Source organism: Limnohabitans radicicola (genome assembly GCF_014837235.1).
Taxonomy (GTDB): Bacteria; Pseudomonadota; Gammaproteobacteria; order Burkholderiales; family Burkholderiaceae_C; genus Limnohabitans_A; species Limnohabitans_A radicicola.
Genome location: NZ_JACYFT010000001.1, coordinates 158,587 through 174,917 on the forward strand (window position 1 = coordinate 158,587; position 16,331 = coordinate 174,917).

At 59.0% G+C, this 16,331-nt stretch carries 17 protein-coding genes; 12 read left to right on the top strand and 5 right to left on the bottom strand.

Annotated elements, in window-relative coordinates; translation table 11 throughout:
• Nucleotides 1-44: 44 nt before the first annotated feature.
• The gene (locus IC609_RS00815) at nucleotides 45-479 is read right to left on the bottom strand and encodes an Hsp20/alpha crystallin family protein (protein WP_191817568.1); all 435 of its coding nucleotides are present in this window, start codon (nucleotides 477-479) and stop codon (nucleotides 45-47) included.
• Nucleotides 480-770: 291 nt separating this feature from the next.
• Between IC609_RS00815 and mutS the strand changes: the two genes are divergently transcribed.
• Genes mutS through IC609_RS00830 form a run of 3 tightly spaced genes read left to right on the top strand, consistent with a single transcriptional unit; the run spans nucleotide 771 to nucleotide 5,059 of the window.
• Entirely contained in the window at nucleotides 771-3,419 is a 2,649-nt protein-coding gene (mutS, locus tag IC609_RS00820) for a DNA mismatch repair protein MutS (RefSeq protein ID WP_225223937.1), read from the top strand.
• 3 nt (nucleotides 3,420-3,422) lie between these two features.
• Entirely contained in the window at nucleotides 3,423-4,250 is an 828-nt protein-coding gene (locus IC609_RS00825; RefSeq protein ID WP_191817569.1) for a proteasome-type protease, read from the top strand.
• On the top strand, nucleotides 4,250-5,059 hold the full coding sequence (locus tag IC609_RS00830; RefSeq protein ID WP_191817570.1) for an alpha/beta fold hydrolase: 810 nt from the start codon (nucleotides 4,250-4,252) through the stop codon (nucleotides 5,057-5,059). Before IC609_RS00825 ends, IC609_RS00830 begins: the two co-directional genes overlap by 1 nt.
• Before the next feature lie 22 nt (nucleotides 5,060-5,081).
• On the opposite strand, the gene IC609_RS00835 is transcribed toward IC609_RS00830, so the two are convergent.
• A complete protein-coding gene (locus IC609_RS00835) occupies nucleotides 5,082-5,906 on the bottom strand; it encodes an undecaprenyl-diphosphate phosphatase (RefSeq protein ID WP_191817571.1) in 825 nt (274 codons plus the stop codon).
• Between the two features lie 85 nt (nucleotides 5,907-5,991).
• On the opposite strand from IC609_RS00835, the gene IC609_RS00840 reads away from it, so the two are divergent.
• A complete protein-coding gene (locus IC609_RS00840; RefSeq protein ID WP_191817572.1) occupies nucleotides 5,992-6,405 on the top strand; it encodes a DUF2306 domain-containing protein in 414 nt (137 codons plus the stop codon).
• A gap of 84 nt (nucleotides 6,406-6,489) precedes the next feature.
• Nucleotides 6,490-7,713, top strand: coding sequence for a cytochrome-c peroxidase (locus tag IC609_RS00845; protein WP_191817573.1), 1,224 nt, complete (start codon nucleotides 6,490-6,492; stop codon nucleotides 7,711-7,713).
• A gap of 32 nt (nucleotides 7,714-7,745) precedes the next feature.
• Here IC609_RS00845 and IC609_RS00850 read toward each other — a convergent pair whose 3' ends face one another.
• Nucleotides 7,746-8,951: an MFS transporter gene (locus IC609_RS00850; protein ID WP_191817574.1), complete on the bottom strand. Its 1,206-nt coding sequence runs from the start codon at nucleotides 8,949-8,951 to the stop codon at nucleotides 7,746-7,748.
• Between the two features lie 247 nt (nucleotides 8,952-9,198).
• Here IC609_RS00850 and IC609_RS00855 point away from each other — a divergent pair, with 247 nt between their 5' ends.
• Together IC609_RS00855 and IC609_RS00860 are read left to right on the top strand one after the other, a co-directional pair.
• Nucleotides 9,199-11,037 carry a glutamine--tRNA ligase/YqeY domain fusion protein gene (locus tag IC609_RS00855; protein WP_191817575.1) on the top strand — a complete coding sequence of 613 codons (1,839 nt, stop codon included), beginning with the start codon at nucleotides 9,199-9,201 and terminating at the stop codon, nucleotides 11,035-11,037.
• An 84-nt stretch (nucleotides 11,038-11,121) separates the two neighbouring features.
• Nucleotides 11,122-11,961, top strand: coding sequence for a hypothetical protein (locus IC609_RS00860; RefSeq protein ID WP_191817576.1), 840 nt, complete (start codon nucleotides 11,122-11,124; stop codon nucleotides 11,959-11,961).
• Between the two features lie 341 nt (nucleotides 11,962-12,302).
• On the opposite strand, the gene IC609_RS00865 is transcribed toward IC609_RS00860, so the two are convergent.
• Both IC609_RS00865 and IC609_RS00870 read right to left on the bottom strand, forming a co-directional pair.
• Nucleotides 12,303-13,010, bottom strand: coding sequence for a type I restriction endonuclease subunit R, EcoR124 family (locus tag IC609_RS00865; protein WP_333473612.1), 708 nt, complete (start codon nucleotides 13,008-13,010; stop codon nucleotides 12,303-12,305).
• Between the two features lie 59 nt (nucleotides 13,011-13,069).
• Complete coding sequence (locus IC609_RS00870) at nucleotides 13,070-13,705, bottom strand: GIY-YIG nuclease family protein (RefSeq protein ID WP_191817577.1); 636 nt, start codon at nucleotides 13,703-13,705, stop codon at nucleotides 13,070-13,072.
• Between the two features lie 181 nt (nucleotides 13,706-13,886).
• Here IC609_RS00870 and IC609_RS00875 point away from each other — a divergent pair, with 181 nt between their 5' ends.
• From IC609_RS00875 to IC609_RS00895, 5 genes are all read left to right on the top strand, one after another.
• On the top strand, nucleotides 13,887-14,225 hold the full coding sequence (locus tag IC609_RS00875) for a type II toxin-antitoxin system RelE/ParE family toxin (protein WP_191817578.1): 339 nt from the start codon (nucleotides 13,887-13,889) through the stop codon (nucleotides 14,223-14,225).
• Entirely contained in the window at nucleotides 14,222-14,512 is a 291-nt protein-coding gene (locus tag IC609_RS00880; protein WP_225223938.1) for a helix-turn-helix domain-containing protein, read from the top strand. The genes IC609_RS00875 and IC609_RS00880 overlap by 4 nt, the downstream gene beginning before the upstream one ends.
• 40 nt (nucleotides 14,513-14,552) lie before the next feature.
• The gene (locus IC609_RS00885) at nucleotides 14,553-15,092 is read left to right on the top strand and encodes a DUF924 family protein (protein ID WP_191817579.1); all 540 of its coding nucleotides are present in this window, start codon (nucleotides 14,553-14,555) and stop codon (nucleotides 15,090-15,092) included.
• A gap of 76 nt (nucleotides 15,093-15,168) precedes the next feature.
• Nucleotides 15,169-15,651: a helix-turn-helix transcriptional regulator gene (locus tag IC609_RS00890; RefSeq protein ID WP_191817580.1), complete on the top strand. Its 483-nt coding sequence runs from the start codon at nucleotides 15,169-15,171 to the stop codon at nucleotides 15,649-15,651.
• Between the two features lie 64 nt (nucleotides 15,652-15,715).
• Entirely contained in the window at nucleotides 15,716-16,327 is a 612-nt protein-coding gene (locus tag IC609_RS00895) for a nucleotidyl transferase AbiEii/AbiGii toxin family protein (RefSeq protein WP_333473613.1), read from the top strand.
• Nucleotides 16,328-16,331: the final 4 nt, after the last annotated feature.

The following is a 16,331-nucleotide window of genomic DNA, read 5'->3' on the forward strand; positions in this document are numbered from 1 at the left end:
TGGGGCCACTGGCCAGCGCCACAGCACTGGCCTGACCCACGGCCTCAAGCGATCTTGAGCATGTGGCTTTGGCCATTGGGCTTTTTGGGCAAGGTCAGCTGCAACACACCGTTTTCGTATTTGGCCTGGGCAGCCGACTGGTCCACGCTCTCACCCAAGGCGAAACTGCGCGCGACACTGCCGTAATAGCGTTCGCTGCGGATCACTTTGGAGCCCTCTTTTTCTTCCTTCTCTTTTTTGACCTCTGCGCTCACCGACACCTGATTGCCGTCCACCGACACCTTGATGTCTTCCTTGCGGACACCCGGAATCTCGGCTTTGACAAAGAAATGGCGCTCGTCTTCGGACAGGTCCAGGCGCATCTGGGGTTCGCCTTCCATCATGCGGTAGACGGGGCGCAAGGCAAACCCCTTGAAGAAATCGTCGCTGAATGGGTCGCGCAGTTCGCTGAAGGGGTTGAATCGTGCAAGGTTGCTCATGGGTGTTCTCCGTTGAATGGATGGGCAGCAGTGCTGCATGGTTGGGAGGCTGTCACCCTCCCTGACCTGCCAAATGGCAGACCAGGCACCACTGTCCAGGAATTCACGATCCCGATCAGTTGACCAATTCACACAGCCGGACCCAAGGCATGTCCAATCAAGGGGCATCACAGGCACAACAATAAATTTCTGCCCAGACCGGGATTGCCACTGTTTTTAAAGATAATTTGAGTTGCCTAGGTGGCAGCAGCCCACCCTCTGTCGCCGCCGCGATCATTGGCCTCGTCATTGATGCAAAAAGATACTCCTTCAGCCAAGACCTCCGCGCCCGACCAGTCAGGGCACACGCCCATGATGCAGCAGTACCTGGCCATCAAGGCGGAGTTTCCTGACACGCTCGTCTTCTACCGGATGGGCGACTTCTACGAGCTGTTCTGGGATGACGCCGAAAAAGCCGGTCGCCTGCTCGACATCACCATCACCCGTCGCGGCCAGTCCGCTGGCCAGCCCGTGGTCATGGCAGGCGTGCCCTTCCACTCGGTCGAGGGCTACCTGGCGCGCCTGATCAAGCTGGGCGAGTCGGTGGCCATTTGCGAGCAGGTCGGCGATGTGGCCACATCCAAAGGCCCGGTCGAGCGCAAGGTGGTGCGCGTGGTCACCCCCGGCACCTTGACCGACAGCGAACTGCTGAGCGAAAAATCCGAAGCCTTGCTGCTGGCCGTGCACCAGGGCAAAAAGGCCCGCTGTGGCCTCGCGTGGCTGAGCGTCACACAAGGCGTGATCCACCTGGCCGAATGCGCCCACGACGAGCTGGCCGACTGGATCGACCGCATCGCCCCGGCCGAGCTGCTGGCCAGCGCGGGCATGACCCAGACCTTTGAAGACCGCCTGCGCCAGATCCGCGCCCAGCACCGGGGTGCGGGCCTGTCGCTGGCCCTGCGGCCCGACTTCCAGTTCGACGCCGGACTGGGCCAGCGCAAATTGCAGGAACAAATGCAGGCCGCGAGCCTCGCCGCCTGGAGCGCGGACACCCTGCACGACGCGCATGCCGCCGCCAGCGCGCTGCTGACCTACGCCGAGCACACCCAGGGCCGCAACCTGCCGCATGTGCAGAGCATCCGCGTGCAGCGCTCGGACACGCTGATCGACCTGCCCCCGGCCACCCGCCGCAACCTCGAACTCGTGCAGACCTTGCGCGGCGAGGACTCCCCTACCCTGTTTTCGCTGCTCGACACCTGCATGACCGGTATGGGCAGCCGCATGCTCAAGGGCTGGCTGCTCAGCCCCCAGCGCGACCGCGCCCAGTCCCAGGAGCGCCTGGCCGCCATCGCCCAACTGCAGGCCAGCGGCGCCTGGAGCACCTTGCGCGAACAGTTCAAGGGCGCCAGCGACGTGGAGCGCATCACCGCCCGCACCGCGCTGCGCCAGGTGCGCCCGCGTGAGTTGGTCGCCCTGCGCTTTGCACTCGAACGCGCCGATGGTCTGGCCCACACACTGCAAACACTGGCCCCGCCAGAGGGCACGCTGCTGGCCCGCCTGGCGCGCTGGCTCACACCGCCTGCAGGCTGCGCGGCATTGCTGGGCCAATCGCTGCTCGAAGAACCTGCCGCGCTGGTGCGCGACGGCGGCGTGATCGCCCCGGGGCTGGACGCCGAGCTGGACGAGCTGCGCGCCATCCAGACCAACTGCGACAGCTTTCTGCTCGACCTGGAAACCCGCGAGAGGGCCCGCACCGGCATCGCCAACCTGCGCGTGCAGTTCAACAAAGTGCACGGCTTTTACATCGAGGTCACGCAAGGCCAGCTCGACAAAGTGCCTGAGGACTACCGCCGCCGCCAGACGCTGAAGAACGCCGAGCGATTCATCACCCCCGAACTCAAGACCTTTGAAGACAAAGCCCTGTCGGCGCAAGAGCGGGCGCTGGCCCGCGAGAAGTGGCTCTACGAAGGCTTGCTCGACCAGCTGCAGAGCTTTGTGCCTGCCCTGACTGGCCTGGCCCAGGCCATGGCCGGGCTGGACGCGCTGTGCACCTTGAGTGAGCGCGCCATCACCCTGAACTGGTGCGCGCCCGAATTCACCCGCGAGCCCTGCATCGACATCCGCGCTGGCCGCCACCCGGTGGTAGAAGCGCGTCTGGCCGAGCTGTCTGGCGGCAGCTTCATCGCCAACGACACGGTGATGGGCCCACGCCAGCGGCTGCAGATCATCACCGGCCCCAACATGGGCGGCAAATCGACCTACATGCGTCAGGTGGCACTGATCGTGCTTCTGGCCAGCATCGGCAGCCACGTGCCCGCCAGCAGTTGCCGCCTGGGGCCCATCGACGCGATCCACACCCGCATCGGTGCGGCCGACGACCTGGCCAACGCCCAATCGACCTTCATGCTGGAGATGACCGAAGCCGCGCAAATTTTGCACAGCGCCACGCCCCACAGCCTGGTGCTGATGGACGAGATCGGGCGCGGCACCTCCACCTTTGACGGCCTGGCCCTGGCCAGCGGCATCGCCACCCACCTGCACAACAAGGTGCAGTGCTTTGGCCTGTTTGCCACACACTACTTCGAGCTGACCGAGTTCCCGGCCACGCACACGGCGGCCGTCAACATGCACGTGAGCGCCGCCGAGTCGGGCAGCGACATCGTGTTTTTGCACGAAATCCAACCCGGTCCCGCCAGCCGCAGCTACGGCGTGCAGGTCGCCCGTCTGGCGGGCATGCCTGCGGCCGTGCTCAACCACGCCCGCCACACCCTGCAGGCGCTCGAATCGGGCGCCCAGGATGCCCGCGCCCAGGTGGACCTGTTCGCACCGCCCCCCGAAGCCGAAGTCACTGGCCCCACTGCAGTGGAAGCCGCTTTGGCCCAGATCAACCCCGACGCATTGAGCCCGCGTGAGGCGCTCGATGCCCTGTACAGTCTGCAGCGCCTGCTGCCCAAAAAATAACCCATGACTTATTGCGTTGCCGTCAAAACCCGCGCCGGACTGGTGTTCCTCTCCGACTCCCGAACCAATGCGGGGCTCGACCAGATCAGCACTTTCCGCAAGATGATCATTTACGAGAAGCCGGGCGACCGCTTCATGACGCTGCTGTCGGCGGGCAACCTGAGCATCTCGCAATCGGTGCGCGAGGTGCTGCAGATCGAAAAACTGGTCGAACCCGGCCAGGACGAACCGCTGACCATCTGGAACGCCAAGAGCATGTTCGATGCCTGCCGCGTGCTGGGTGCGGCCGTGCGCCGGGTCTACGAGCGTGATGCGGCAGCCCTCAAGGCCTCAGGTGTCGAGTTCAACGTGTCCATGATTTTTGGCGGCCAGATCGGCACCGAGGGCATGCGCCTGTTCCAGGTCTATTCACCCGGCAACTTCATCGAAGCCACCGACGAAACGCCCTACTTCCAGATCGGCGAATCCAAATACGGCAAACCGGTGCTCGACCGCGTGATCACGCCCAACACCCCCTTGGACGAAGCGGCCAAATGCGCGCTGGTGTCGATGGACTCCACCCTCAAGTCCAACCTGTCGGTGGGCCTGCCCCTGGACATGGTGGTCTACCAGGCTGGCAGCCTGCAGACCGACCGCATCATGTGCATCGATGAGCACAACCCCTACTTTCAGATGCTGCGCTCGAGCTGGGGCGACAAGCTGCGCCAGATGTTCGACAGCATCGAAGACCCGATGTGGCATGGTGGTGCCACCGATGTGCCCCTGATGGTGCCCGCCGCGCGCAACACCTTGCTCAAAAAGATCACCACGCCTGACGAGAAACTGATCTGATGCCCACCCCTGCGCGCATCATCTTCTCGCACGGCAACAGCTTTCCAGCCAGCACCTACCGGGTCATGCTGGACAGCTTGCGCCAGCGCGGCTTCAAGGTCGATGCGCTTGAAAAATTCGGACACGATCCGAAATACCCAGTCACCAACAACTGGCCACACCTGGTGGAACAGTTGGCCGACTTTGCGCGCCAAAAACAAGGCTCGGGCGAGCCTGCCTTTCTGGTGGGTCACTCGCTGGGCGGCATATTGAGTCTCATGTGCGCTGCACGCCACCCGGAACTCGCTCGTGGTGTGCTGCTGATCGACTCCCCCGTGCTGGGCGGCTGGCGCGCCACCACGCTGGGCCTGGCCAAGCGCACGCCCTTGATCGGCGCTCTGTCACCGGGGCGCATCAGCCAAAAGCGGCGCAACCACTGGCCCAGCAAGGCAGCGGCTCTGGAGAGCTTTCAGCACAAAAAAGCCTTTGCCCACTGGGACCCGCAGGTGTTGCGCGACTATGTGGAGCACGGCACACACGACCACAACGGCCAGCGCTACCTGAGTTTTGACCGCGAGATCGAAACCGCGATCTACAACACCCTGCCCGACAAGCTGAGCAGCCTGCTCAAGCGCCGCCCACTCAAATGCCCCGTGGCTTTCATTGGTGGCACGCACTCGGCAGAAATGCGCCAAGCAGGCACCGAGCTGACCCAGCAAGTGGTCAAAGGCCGCGTCATGATGCTGGACGGCTCCCACCTGGTGCCGATGGAAAAGCCATTGGCCACGGCAGCGGCCATAGAAGCCTCGCTGCGCAACCTGGGCGTTTGAGGGAGTCAACGCTCCGGACGGCTCAGGCTGCCCAGGTCACCCAACCTGTGTAGTGGGTGCCCAGCACCACCAGACCAAAGACGATGCGGTACCAAGCGAACACTTCAAAGCTGTGGCTTGAAATGAAACGCAGCAACCAGCGCACGCACACCCAGGCGCTGATGAACGACACCACCAGCCCCACGCCAAAAAGCGGCACATCGGCCATCGACAGCAACGCTCGCTCTTTGAAGAGGCTGTAAGCCCCTGCACCGATCAATGTGGGGATCGCCAGAAAGAAAGAAAAATCGGTCGCCGCTTTGCGCGACAAACCCAGCAGCATGCCCCCAATGATGGTCGCCCCACTGCGGCTGGTGCCCGGAATCATGGCCAGGCACTGCACCAAGCCCACCTTGAGCGCGTCACGCCCGCGCATGTCCTCCACCGCGCGGATGCGCACCGAGCTGGCAGGGCGGCGCTCGGCCCACAAAATGATGAAGCCACCGATGATGAAGGTGGTGGCCACCACCCAAGGCGTGAACAAATGCGCCTTGATCGCCTTGCCCAGCAGCAAGCCCAGCACCACCGCAGGCACAAAGCCAATGAACACATTGAACGCGAAGCGCTGCGCTTCTTCGCGGTATGGCAGCGCCTTGATGGTCGCGTGGATTTTTTCCCAATAGACCAGGATCACCGCAAAAATGGCACCTGTCTGGATGGCGATGTCAAACACCTTGGCCTTGTCATCGTCAAAGCCCAGCAAAGCCCCGGCCAGGATCAAATGCCCCGTTGAAGAAATCGGCAAAAACTCGGTCAAACCTTCGACCAGCCCCATCACGGCGGCTTTGAGCAGCAAAACGGTGTCCACAAACGCTCCTGAAAACTGAAGTGGATTATCACTGCAGCATCGACATGCCAAAATCCGCTTCAAGCTGTTTTTTGTCCTGCCTGCCATGCAACTGACCCACACCATCGCTGTGCACATGAGTGCCGCCATCGGCGCCTTGCTGATTGGCCCCATCGTTTTGTGGGCGAGGCTGGGTCAACGCATCAAACCATGGTTGCACCGTGCACTGGGCTATGCATGGACCACGCTGATGTTGGTCGCGGCCATCAGTGCCCTGTTCATTCGCGACTTCAATCTGCCCAATGTGGGGGGTTACACCCCCATTCATCTGCTGATTCCGGTCACGCTGGTGAGCTTGTTCATGGCATTTCGTGCACTGGCCAGACGTGAACTCGAAGTGCACCGCAAAACAATGCAAAGCCTCTACATCGGAGCCTGTCTGGTCGCTGGCGCATTCACACTGCTGCCCTCGCGCTACTTGGGCCAAGTGATTTGGCACGACTGGCTCGGCTGGCTTTAACCAAAAGCTGCACGACTTTGCAGAACATACATATTGAATTAATTGGTACTCGTTATATTAGCCAGATCTCACCCAGGATCTGCAATGACCAACGACTCTATTGACCCCTCTTTGTTCTCATCCAAGCGCTTGCGCCGAGGGCTGTGTGTCCTCAGCAGCGTTGTGCTGAGCGCATGCGGTGGCGGTGGTGGCAACACAGCATCAGACACGACCCCTGCAAATCCGTACCCGGGCGTCACGGCCTACACCTCTCTGGATTTGAGTACACCGCTCAACTACGCATCACCTGCGCTGCCTGCCCATTACGACGCGAGCGTGTTGGCCACCAGCAACCAAACCGCCGCCAATGTCACCACCGACAAAGGCGCCACGCTGGGCCGTGTGTTGTTCAACGATGTCCGTTTGAGCTTCAACAACACCAAGTCCTGTGCTTCGTGCCACAGCCAAGCCAATGGCTTTGTGGACCTCGCCCAGTTCAGCACGGGGTTTGCCGGAGGCCTCACCACAGCGCACGCCATGCGCTTGGGCAATATCGCCTTCTACCAGGGCAACAGCATGTTCTGGGACAAACGCGCCACCAGCATCGAAGACCAGGCGACCGACCCGATACAAAACGCCACAGAGATGGGATTTGACGCCACGCATGGGGGCTTGGCGGCGCTGTTGACCAAGATGCAAACCTTGCCTTACTACCCCGAATTGTTCAAATGGGCGTTTGGCGACAGCACCATCACCGAAACGCGCATTCAAAACGCACTGGCGCAATTTCAACGCAGCATGGTCTCGGCCAACAGCCAGTGGGACCGCGCCTATGCCGTGGTCTACGCCAGCAATGGCAACACCAACAGCCCACAAAACTTTGGCCGCTCATTGGCGGGCAACAACATCCCTGCGGCGGACCGCTTCACGGCAGCGCAAGACCGAGGACGCGCCTTGTTCATTCAGGGCCCCAACAACGGCGGTAAAGGTTGTGCGGGTTGCCATCAGCCCCCGACATTTGCGCTCGACCCCAACTCCAGAAGCAACGGGCTGGACCAGGGCGAGACCAAAATTTTCAAATCGCCCTCGCTCAAAAACGTGGCACTGTCAGGCCGCTTCATGCACGACGGCCGCTTCAGCTCTCTGGAGCAAGTCTTGGCGCATTACGCGACCGGCATCCAGGCCGGGCCTGCCCGCGACAACCGCTTGCCCGTTGGCGGGATCGGCATGACCGCGCAAGAGCAAGCCGACATCGTGGCCTTCCTGCACACCCTGACCGACACCACGCTCAACACCGACAGCCGCTTTGGCAGCCCGTTCATTCAATGAAGCAGCTACAGGCCTGAGCGGTCAAACCCTGTTCAGGCATGGTGCAGGCGCGCCCGGCGGTGCCTGCGCAAGTGCATGACCGCCAGCGCCAACGACGCCAGCTGCAAAGCAGCGCAAAAGAAAAACGGCGCGCCAATGCGCCAGTCGCCTTGCGGCAGGTGCGACACCATGGCCAGCAAAGGCGCGCCCAGCATGGGCGCAACGACGGCCATCAGGCCGTTGAGAGAGCTGACCGCGCCCATGGTCTGGCCCTGGCTCTTGCTGTCAGCCGCTGAAGAAATCATGCTTTGCACCGATGCCGCCACCGTGCCGCCCAGCAGGTTGAAGGCGATGACGGCGTACATCATCCAGCCCTCGGTGGCCGCGCCCCACAGGGTGTAAGCCACCACCGACGACACCAGCCCCATGATGGCCAGCTGCTGCGGTGCAAAGCGCTTGAGCAAACGGCCCATCAGCACGCCCTGCACCAGCACCGCCACGATGCCCACCACGGCGAGCGACCAGCCGTTTTCTTTCGGGCCCCAGCCAAACTTGAAGCTGTTGTAGAGCACCCAGACTGTGTACAGCACAAACTGGGCGAGCCCGCTGAACGCGACCACGCCCACCAGCGGCCCCACCCCCTTGAGCTGCGCCAGCTTGCGCAGCGAGGTGGCCGGGTTGGCCGTGCGCCAACTGAACGGCTTGCGCTGCGAAGCAGGCAAGGATTCGGGCAGCACAAAATAACCGTACAGCCAGTTGAGCAAGGTCAGGCTGCCCGCCACATAAAACGGCAAATGCAGATTGACCGCGCCCAGCAAGCCGCCCAGCACCGGGCCGATGATGAAGCCCAGCCCCATCATGGCGCCCAGCAAGCCAAAGCGCTTGGCGCGCTGCTCCGGGGCAGAAATGTCGGCCACATAGGCGTTGGCAATGGCCGCATTGGCCTGCATCGCGCCGCCCACGGTGCGCACCGCGATCAGCCCCCACAGCGAGGTGGTCATGGCCGTGCCAAAAAAGCTCACGCCCAGCCCCATGAAGCCCAGCAACAACACAGGCCGCCGCCCATAACGGTCTGACAAAGCACCCAGCACGGGCGAGGCCAGAAAGTTGGACACCCCGAAAGACACCGCCGCCACGCCATACCAATAGGCCTGGTCGGCCTGGCTGCTGGAAAAACTGCCCACCAACGCAGGCAAAACCGGGATGATGATGCCAATGGCCGCCATGTCGATGAGCACAGCCAGCATGATGAAAGGCATGGCGGCCTCTCGCGAACGGAAATGGTGACGCACGGATGGGCCCGATCGGCAGAAAGTCAGCAAGCATTGGGCCGCTGGGGCCAGATGCTGCAAAGGGGTTGGGAATGTTTTGCTGCGCGGGAGGCAAAGAGCCAAGAGGGCTTTTCTGGCGCAGTCAAAGGATTCTAATGCCCCCTTGCAGGGCAAGTGCCCCTCGGCTTGTGCCGTGGATCCCGGCTGGCCCCGATCCAACCCCTAAAATCACGGCATGAATTCCCCCACCGCCAAAGCCACCGATTGCAACGCCGCAGCCGACACCAAAGTCAGCAACTTCCTGCGCCAAATCATCGAAAACGACCTGGACAAAGGCACCTACGCCAGCCGCCGCTGGGCAGGCAGCCCCGGCGACGCCGCCCACCACGCCAAGGGCGAGCCCGATCCGGCCAAGATCCGCACCCGCTTTCCGCCCGAGCCCAACGGCTACCTGCACGTGGGTCACGCCAAAAGCATCTGCATCAACTTCGGGCTGGCCAAGGAATACGGCGGCGTGTGCCACCTGCGCTTTGACGACACCAACCCCGAAAAAGAAGACACCGAATACGTCAACAGCATCATCGACGCCGTGAAGTGGCTCGGTTTTGACTGGGCGCAATTGGGCCAAGCCGCTGGCAGCGCCGCGCCCTACCAAGCCAGCGACTATTTCGACTTCATGTACCGCGCAGCCGAGGCCTTGATCGAAGCGGGCCACGCCTATGTGGACGAACAAAGCGCCGAAGACATGCGCGCCAACCGAGGCGACTTTGGCAAGCCCGGCGTGGACAGCCCATTCCGTACGCGCACCGTCGCAGAAAACCTGGCGCGATTCCGAGAAATGCGCGACGGCCAACTGGCCGACGGCGCTGCCGTGCTGCGCGCCAAGATCGACATGGCTTCGCCCAACATCAACCTGCGCGATCCGGCCATCTACCGCATCCGCCGCGCCACCCACCACCACACGGGCGACAAATGGTGCATCTACCCGATGTACACCTTTGCCCACCCCATCGAAGACGCGCTGGAGCAAATCACCCACAGCATCTGCACGCTGGAGTTTGAAGACCAGCGCCCGTTTTACGACTGGCTGATGGAGCGCCTGTGCGAATGCGGCCTGCTGGCCGCGCCCAGCCCCAAACAATACGAATTTGCCCGCCTGAATCTCACTTACGTCATCACCAGCAAACGCAAGCTGGCGCAATTGGTCAATGAAGGCAAAGTCAGCGGCTGGGACGACCCGCGCATGCCGACCATCGCGGGCCTGCGACGCCGCGGCTACACGCCAGAGAGCCTGCGCCTGTTTGCCGACCGCATTGGCGTGACCAAAAGCGACAGCTGGATCGACTACAGCACGCTCGAAGGCTGCCTGCGCGAAGACCTGGAAAACAAAGCCCACCGCGGCATGGCCGTGCTCGACCCGGTCAAGCTCGTGCTGACCAACTGGGCCGAGGCTTTTGGCAGCGACGGCTACACCGAGGCCTGCACCCAACCCGCCCTGCCCCACAGCGCGATTGCCGAGGGCCAAACGCCACCCGCCGACCGCACGTTCCAGATCGGCAAAGAAGTGTGGATCGAGCGCGAAGACTTTGAAGAAGTGCCGCCCAAGGGCTACAAACGCCTGTTCCCCAGCAACGTGGTGCGCCTGAAGGGCGGCTACGTGATCGAATGCACCGGCTGCGCACGCGACGCGGCGGGCAACGTCACCGAAGTGCACGCCAAAGTCATCCCCGGCACCAAGAGCGGCACCCCCGGCGCCGACAGCGTCAAAGCCAAAGCCGCCATCACTTGGGTGGGCGTGGCCGACGGCGTGCAAGCTGAAGTGCGCCTGTACGACCGCCTGTTTGCCGAAGCGCATCCTGATGCGGGCGGCAAAGACTTCTTGCAGTCGCTCAACCCGGACAGCCTGAAAGTGGTCACAGCCTATGTGGAGCCATCACTGGCCGGGGCGCAGCCGGACCAGAAGTTTCAGTTTGAGCGCTTTGGATACTTTGTGGCGGATCGCCTGGATCATGTGGCGGGCGCCAAGCCGGTGTTTAACCGAGTGACTGGGCTGAAAGATTCTTGGGGGAAGTAAGGTTGACTTTGGAAGTAAAAATTAATCCGAATTTTCAAAATATTGGATTAATAAGTTAACATTCATCCATTCTAAGGAGTGAGCATGGATGATCCAAAGTTGCAATCCAAAATTTATACAACCATTGAAAAAATCAACTCAAAATCATTTGACACTTCAACACTGACAGATTTTTACTCTGCCGTAAGATGGTCTGATGCTAATCAAAATTGGCCACTAACACTTGAAATTTCCAATTTTGTGGCGCACCATAAAAGAGATAGAGGTTACGTACTTGAAAAAATAGCATCAATGGAAGTTATTTCAAACTTCATTGAGGAAGAAAATTTCAATCAATCGAAATCTGTTAATGCACTAAAATTTCCTCAACGTGTCTTTGAGGCAATTCTTGATATACATGGGACAGAGATCAAAAAATATTACATCTTAGATAAGAAAAATAAATTTTACAACAGGAATAATAAACCAGATCCCTCCGGCAAAGTCCTCAAATATCTCAAGGGTGTTTTTTACACTATTGAATTTCAAAAACCACTAATTGATTCAAATGAGATCTATAGTGATTTTTTCGGATCACTTAATTTTCATGCGGGTATTTTTAAAATAAATCGACTAAAGCCAGTCGACTTAGAAACAAAGAACGAGATCATTCTTTGTATATTATCTGTGCTATCTTCAATATCAATAGAAACAAAATCGGGTGCAATAATAAATCCGAAATTTAAAGCCGCCGACGGAGTAATTCAGCTACGTTACGGCTATCCATTTAAAAACCCAGCTGTCAGCTTTACCCTTAAAGGAGCAACATTAGACTTTCTTTTTTGTTCCGGTAAATTTGATGCTGAAGATCTTAAATTTTCTGAGCATTCTTCCGACTTGATTCGATCTGAATCGGGTGATTTATTTTTTGTTCAATGCAATTAGTTCATTCACACAACCCAAAGTGGGGCAACCTTTCGAATCAAACGCAAGGAAACTAGGTGCATATCCAAGAGATGGCGGTGTAAAGAAACCGATCCATCATATGTAAATTTATTTTTTAAGCGAAGACAAACGTCCATAGGTGCACGAACAGTTCTCACGCAACGCCTACAACGGCACGTCCAACACATTTCATGGGCCGCGTGTGCCTTGGTGCTGACTCAAGAGTTGCGGACAAGCTGTCAGGACAGCCTCCGGCCCCGGGAGCAACGCAGCTTCGGCAACATACCCAGATTTTCTTCAACAAGCTCGCGCAGAAAGATGGCCAAAACTGTGTAAACCTATCAAATCGCCCCACCAACCCCCTTAAATTTCTCCACAAACGCAGCCACCTTCTGAAACACGGTTTGCTTTTTGGTCAGGTACAGCGGGTTCAGGGGGCTCATTTTGGGGAGCATGGCGTTGAGTTCGGTGCCGTTGTCGCTGGCGTATTCGCGCTTGAGTGAGTGGACGATGTAACGCTTGGCGGCGTCGGCGTTCAGGTTTTCTGAGCTGATCAGCTCTTGCGCTTCGCGCAGCTGTTCGGCTTGCGCAAAGGTGAAGAAGGCTTCGATCACGCTGGCTTTGTCGTCGAACTGGCTCAGGTCCGTCTGGTTGATGAAGTCCACCAACAGGCTTTCTTTGGCACGGTTGCCCAAGCTGGCGCGAATGGCGCGGCGCACCTCTTCAACCAAGGCGGCTTTGGTCTTGACCTTTTTGTTGTTGTCGAAGATCAGCTCAAGGATGTAGTCCAGGTTGATCTCTTGCGACTTGAGAAAATCCACCTCAAACACCACATCGTCCCAATCGACGCTGGACTGCTCGGGTTGCTGGCCTTCGCGTTGGCGGCGCAGCCAATCGCGGATGTCGTTGTAGGCCGATCGGTAATCTTGCACGGCCCGCTTGCTGGGGCTGGTCTGGATGAGCCGCAAGATTTGCTCGGTGTCGGCCAGATCAGTCAGGTATTTTTTGCCGTCGGCGGCGAGCAATTTCAGTTGGTTAGTGGCACACACCAACTGACTGCTCTTGAACTTCACCCGATCCAGGCAAACATATCAAGGGCGGGCTCAGGTCATTCTTGGCCGCTGTGTGTGTCGTCGTAGATCTCGTGCAACGACTTGCCGTTGAAGGTCCAGTGTGGTGAGGGCTGAATCGCGTAGTCTTTGGGCAAACCCAAAACGACGCGAGTGGCTGCCGACAACGAGCATTCTTGCCCTTCAAACATCACCTTCTTCTCGCTCGCCACTGTGGCTTGGCGGCTGCCGTCTTTGAAGACCAGCACCGAGCCGCTGGGGATGCCCAGCTCATGAAAATTCATGCGTGGGCGACGCGCTTCTTTCATCACCTCTGCGGATTGTTTGTCTGCCGCGTCGGTGTCCGCTTCAATGGTTTTCTCCACCGCGTCGGTGATGTCCTCGACCTGTAAAAGCTTCAAGACCGCGATCACCCGGTCCGCCTCGATTCGGAAAAACTCCCGGTTCGGGTTGATCCGATCTTTGCCAAACGCATAGTGCAAAGCGCGCTCCACTTCGCTTGCGTCTTTGACTTGACACGCAAACGCGCAGTCGTAAGGCACAGGCACACCAGTGCTGTAAAGCTGCTTCATCCGCGCTTCCACCTCCATTTGGGTGGTCATGCCAATTTTGATCAGCCCTGGCATGGCGGGGTTGGTCAACACGTAAACGATTTGGTTGGAGTCGATGGACATAGATAGGGGCAACAAAACGGATGAACAGCTTCACACGCGGTGGAGCATAAAGCACTTATAAAAGGTAAAAAAATAACATAAATAGATTTTCTTTGTATTCATTTTTACCTTATTCTGGCGATGGAGGGTTATTGTCGGAACCACACCACAGCCCGCATGAAATTATCAAAACGGATATAAAATGAAACGCATCCAGTGGCTCGGCACCAGTCTCAATGCGGTCAGAGAATTTCCCGATGAAGCTCGGGCCATGGTGGGTACGGAGTTGCGGCAGATTCAAAACGGTTTGATGCCCAGCGACTTCAAACCCATGACGACCGTGGGCGCTGGCGTTTTCGAGATCCGGGTGCGAGCAGGCAACCAGTACAGGGTGATTTACGTGGCCAAATTTTCAGAGGCGGTGTATGTGCTGCATGCTTTCGTCAAGAAGACGCAGAAGACCAGCGCCCCCGATTTGGAGTTGGCGCACAACCGTTACAACGCATTGCTGAACACAAGAAAGGCAGGCAATCAGTCATGAGCAACAAACTGAACATGGTCGTTGGCAGCGACAACGTCTTCCACGATCTCGGCTTTGCCGAAGCACAAAACCTGTTGCTGCGCGCCGACTTGGTCTCGCACATCCGCAAGGTCATCCTCAAACTCGACATCACCCAAGCCGAGGCCGCGAAACGCGCTGGCATCAGCCAACCGCGCATGAACGATCTGGTCAAAGGCCGTACTCACAAATTCACGCTGGACGCGCTGGTCAATGTGGCAGCGCAACTGGGCTACACCGTCAAGCTGTCTGTCAAGCGGGCAGCTTGATGGAATGGCTGCTCTAGCGGCATCCAGCCGCACTATCGCAATGAACCCACAAACTGTCCTCGACTTCTGGTTCACCGAACTCACCCCCAAGCACCACTTCGCCAAAGACCCCGCCTTGGACGAAACCATCCGCACCCGCTTCGGGGCCACGCTGGCGGCAGCAGCGCGGTGTGAGTTGTTTGCCTGGCGCACCACGCCCGAGGGGCGATTGGCCGAGATCTTGGTGCTCGACCAGTTCTCGCGCAATGTGTACCGCGACACCTCCCAAGCCTTTGCGCAAGACGCGCTGGCCTTGGCGCTGGCGCAAGAGCTGGTGGCCAGTGGGCAAGACCGCAGCCTGCCCTTGGCGCAGCGCAGCTTTGTCTACATGCCCTACATGCACAGCGAGTCCGCCCTGGTGCACACCCAAGCCGTCATCCTGTTTGCGCAGCTGGGTAACGAAGACACCCTGCGCTTCGAGCAGCGCCACCAAGCCATCATCGAGCGCTTTGGCCGCTACCCCCACCGCAACGCCATCATCGGCCGCAAGTCCACGGCCGAGGAGCTGGCGTTTTTGAGTGAGCCGGGGTCGGGGTTTTAGCCACAGCGCTTTCCGCACAGCCAATAAATGTCAAATATTTTTGACATTTATTATGTCTTCATGCTCCAATGCAGCCATGAATCTCACTGACATTGGCCTTATCGTTCAAACCCGCCGCGAAGCCTTGGGGCTGTCGCAGGCACGTTTGGCACGGTTGTCTGGTTTGTCGCGAGCCACCATCAACCAGCTGGAAAACGGCAGCCTGGTCGATCTGGGCACGCACCGTTTGTTGGGCTTGCTGCATTTGCTGGGCATGGATCTGACAGCCCAAACCCGCACGCCCCGCACAAAGGCACTGGCTTTGCTGAGCCAAACCGCCAGCGTGAGTTACAAAACAGCGCTCATGCCCGATGCTTTGGCGCAGGCGCTGGTCAGCGGTGAGCTGCCCGATGCACTGCTGCCCCAGGTGTCCACCCTGCTCGACGAAGCACCGTTACCCTTGATCGTTTCTGGCCTGGAAGAAGTGGCTCAGCGCACCCATACGCCCCCCAAGACACTCTGGAAAAACCTGACGGCTTGGGCGCAGGCTTTGCAGTCGCCTCGGACGGCTTGGGTTTAAGGTCTCACACATGCGCAGTAACACCCAACCAGGCGATGTGCCAAAGGGCATTTGGCAAACTTTGTTGCCGCATGCCTTCACGCTGATCGATGAGATTGCGCTGCGGGGCATCGCTGATCCGTTCTGGACGTTTGGCGGCGGCACGGTGTTGATGCTGCGACACCAGCACCGGTTAAGCAAAGACATCGATATCTTTGTGCCCGATCCACAGTACCTGGGTTTTGTGACGCCTCGGCTGAACGATGCAGCTGAAAGTGTGTCGCAAGACTATGTAGAAGGTGCTGGCTATGTGAAGCTGCTGCGCCCAGAGGGTGAAATTGATTTTGTGGCTTCGCCCAATCTGACGGCACAACCATTTGAAGAGTGGACCTTGCTGGGCCGCCAAGTCAAAGTTGAGACCTCAGCGGAAATCGTCGCCAAAAAACTGTGGCATCGCGGCGACCGGGCCACAGCCCGTGATCTGTTCGATTTGGCTTTGGTGATCGAACGTGAACCGGATTCCTTAATCACGGCTGCGCCTTATCTGACGCGCCACCGTGAGGCTTTTTTGTCGCAGCTTGAACAGAGGCGGACAGTGCTGTCCGCTCAGTTTGAGGCGATTGACACCTTGAACTACCAACCCCGCTACGACGAAGCCGCGCAGCAAGTCAACGAATTCCTTTCAAAAATTGCATAGCAAC

Coding starts and splice junctions, on each gene's coding strand:
- IC609_RS00840 (WP_191817572.1), top strand. CDS start 5,992: ATGCAACTGACCCACACCATCGCTGTGCACATGAGTGCCGCCATCGGC.
- IC609_RS00870 (WP_191817577.1), bottom strand. CDS start 13,705: ATGTCCATCGACTCCAACCAAATCGTTTACGTGTTGACCAACCCCGCC.
- IC609_RS00825 (WP_191817569.1), top strand. CDS start 3,423: ATGACTTATTGCGTTGCCGTCAAAACCCGCGCCGGACTGGTGTTCCTC.
- IC609_RS00875 (WP_191817578.1), top strand. CDS start 13,887: ATGAAACGCATCCAGTGGCTCGGCACCAGTCTCAATGCGGTCAGAGAA.
- IC609_RS00830 (WP_191817570.1), top strand. CDS start 4,250: ATGCCCACCCCTGCGCGCATCATCTTCTCGCACGGCAACAGCTTTCCA.
- IC609_RS00890 (WP_191817580.1), top strand. CDS start 15,169: ATGAATCTCACTGACATTGGCCTTATCGTTCAAACCCGCCGCGAAGCC.
- mutS (WP_225223937.1), top strand. CDS start 771: ATGCAAAAAGATACTCCTTCAGCCAAGACCTCCGCGCCCGACCAGTCA.
- IC609_RS00845 (WP_191817573.1), top strand. CDS start 6,490: ATGACCAACGACTCTATTGACCCCTCTTTGTTCTCATCCAAGCGCTTG.
- IC609_RS00860 (WP_191817576.1), top strand. CDS start 11,122: ATGGATGATCCAAAGTTGCAATCCAAAATTTATACAACCATTGAAAAA.
- IC609_RS00885 (WP_191817579.1), top strand. CDS start 14,553: ATGAACCCACAAACTGTCCTCGACTTCTGGTTCACCGAACTCACCCCC.
- IC609_RS00815 (WP_191817568.1), bottom strand. CDS start 479: ATGAGCAACCTTGCACGATTCAACCCCTTCAGCGAACTGCGCGACCCA.
- IC609_RS00855 (WP_191817575.1), top strand. CDS start 9,199: ATGAATTCCCCCACCGCCAAAGCCACCGATTGCAACGCCGCAGCCGAC.
- IC609_RS00880 (WP_225223938.1), top strand. CDS start 14,222: ATGAGCAACAAACTGAACATGGTCGTTGGCAGCGACAACGTCTTCCAC.
- IC609_RS00850 (WP_191817574.1), bottom strand. CDS start 8,951: ATGCCTTTCATCATGCTGGCTGTGCTCATCGACATGGCGGCCATTGGC.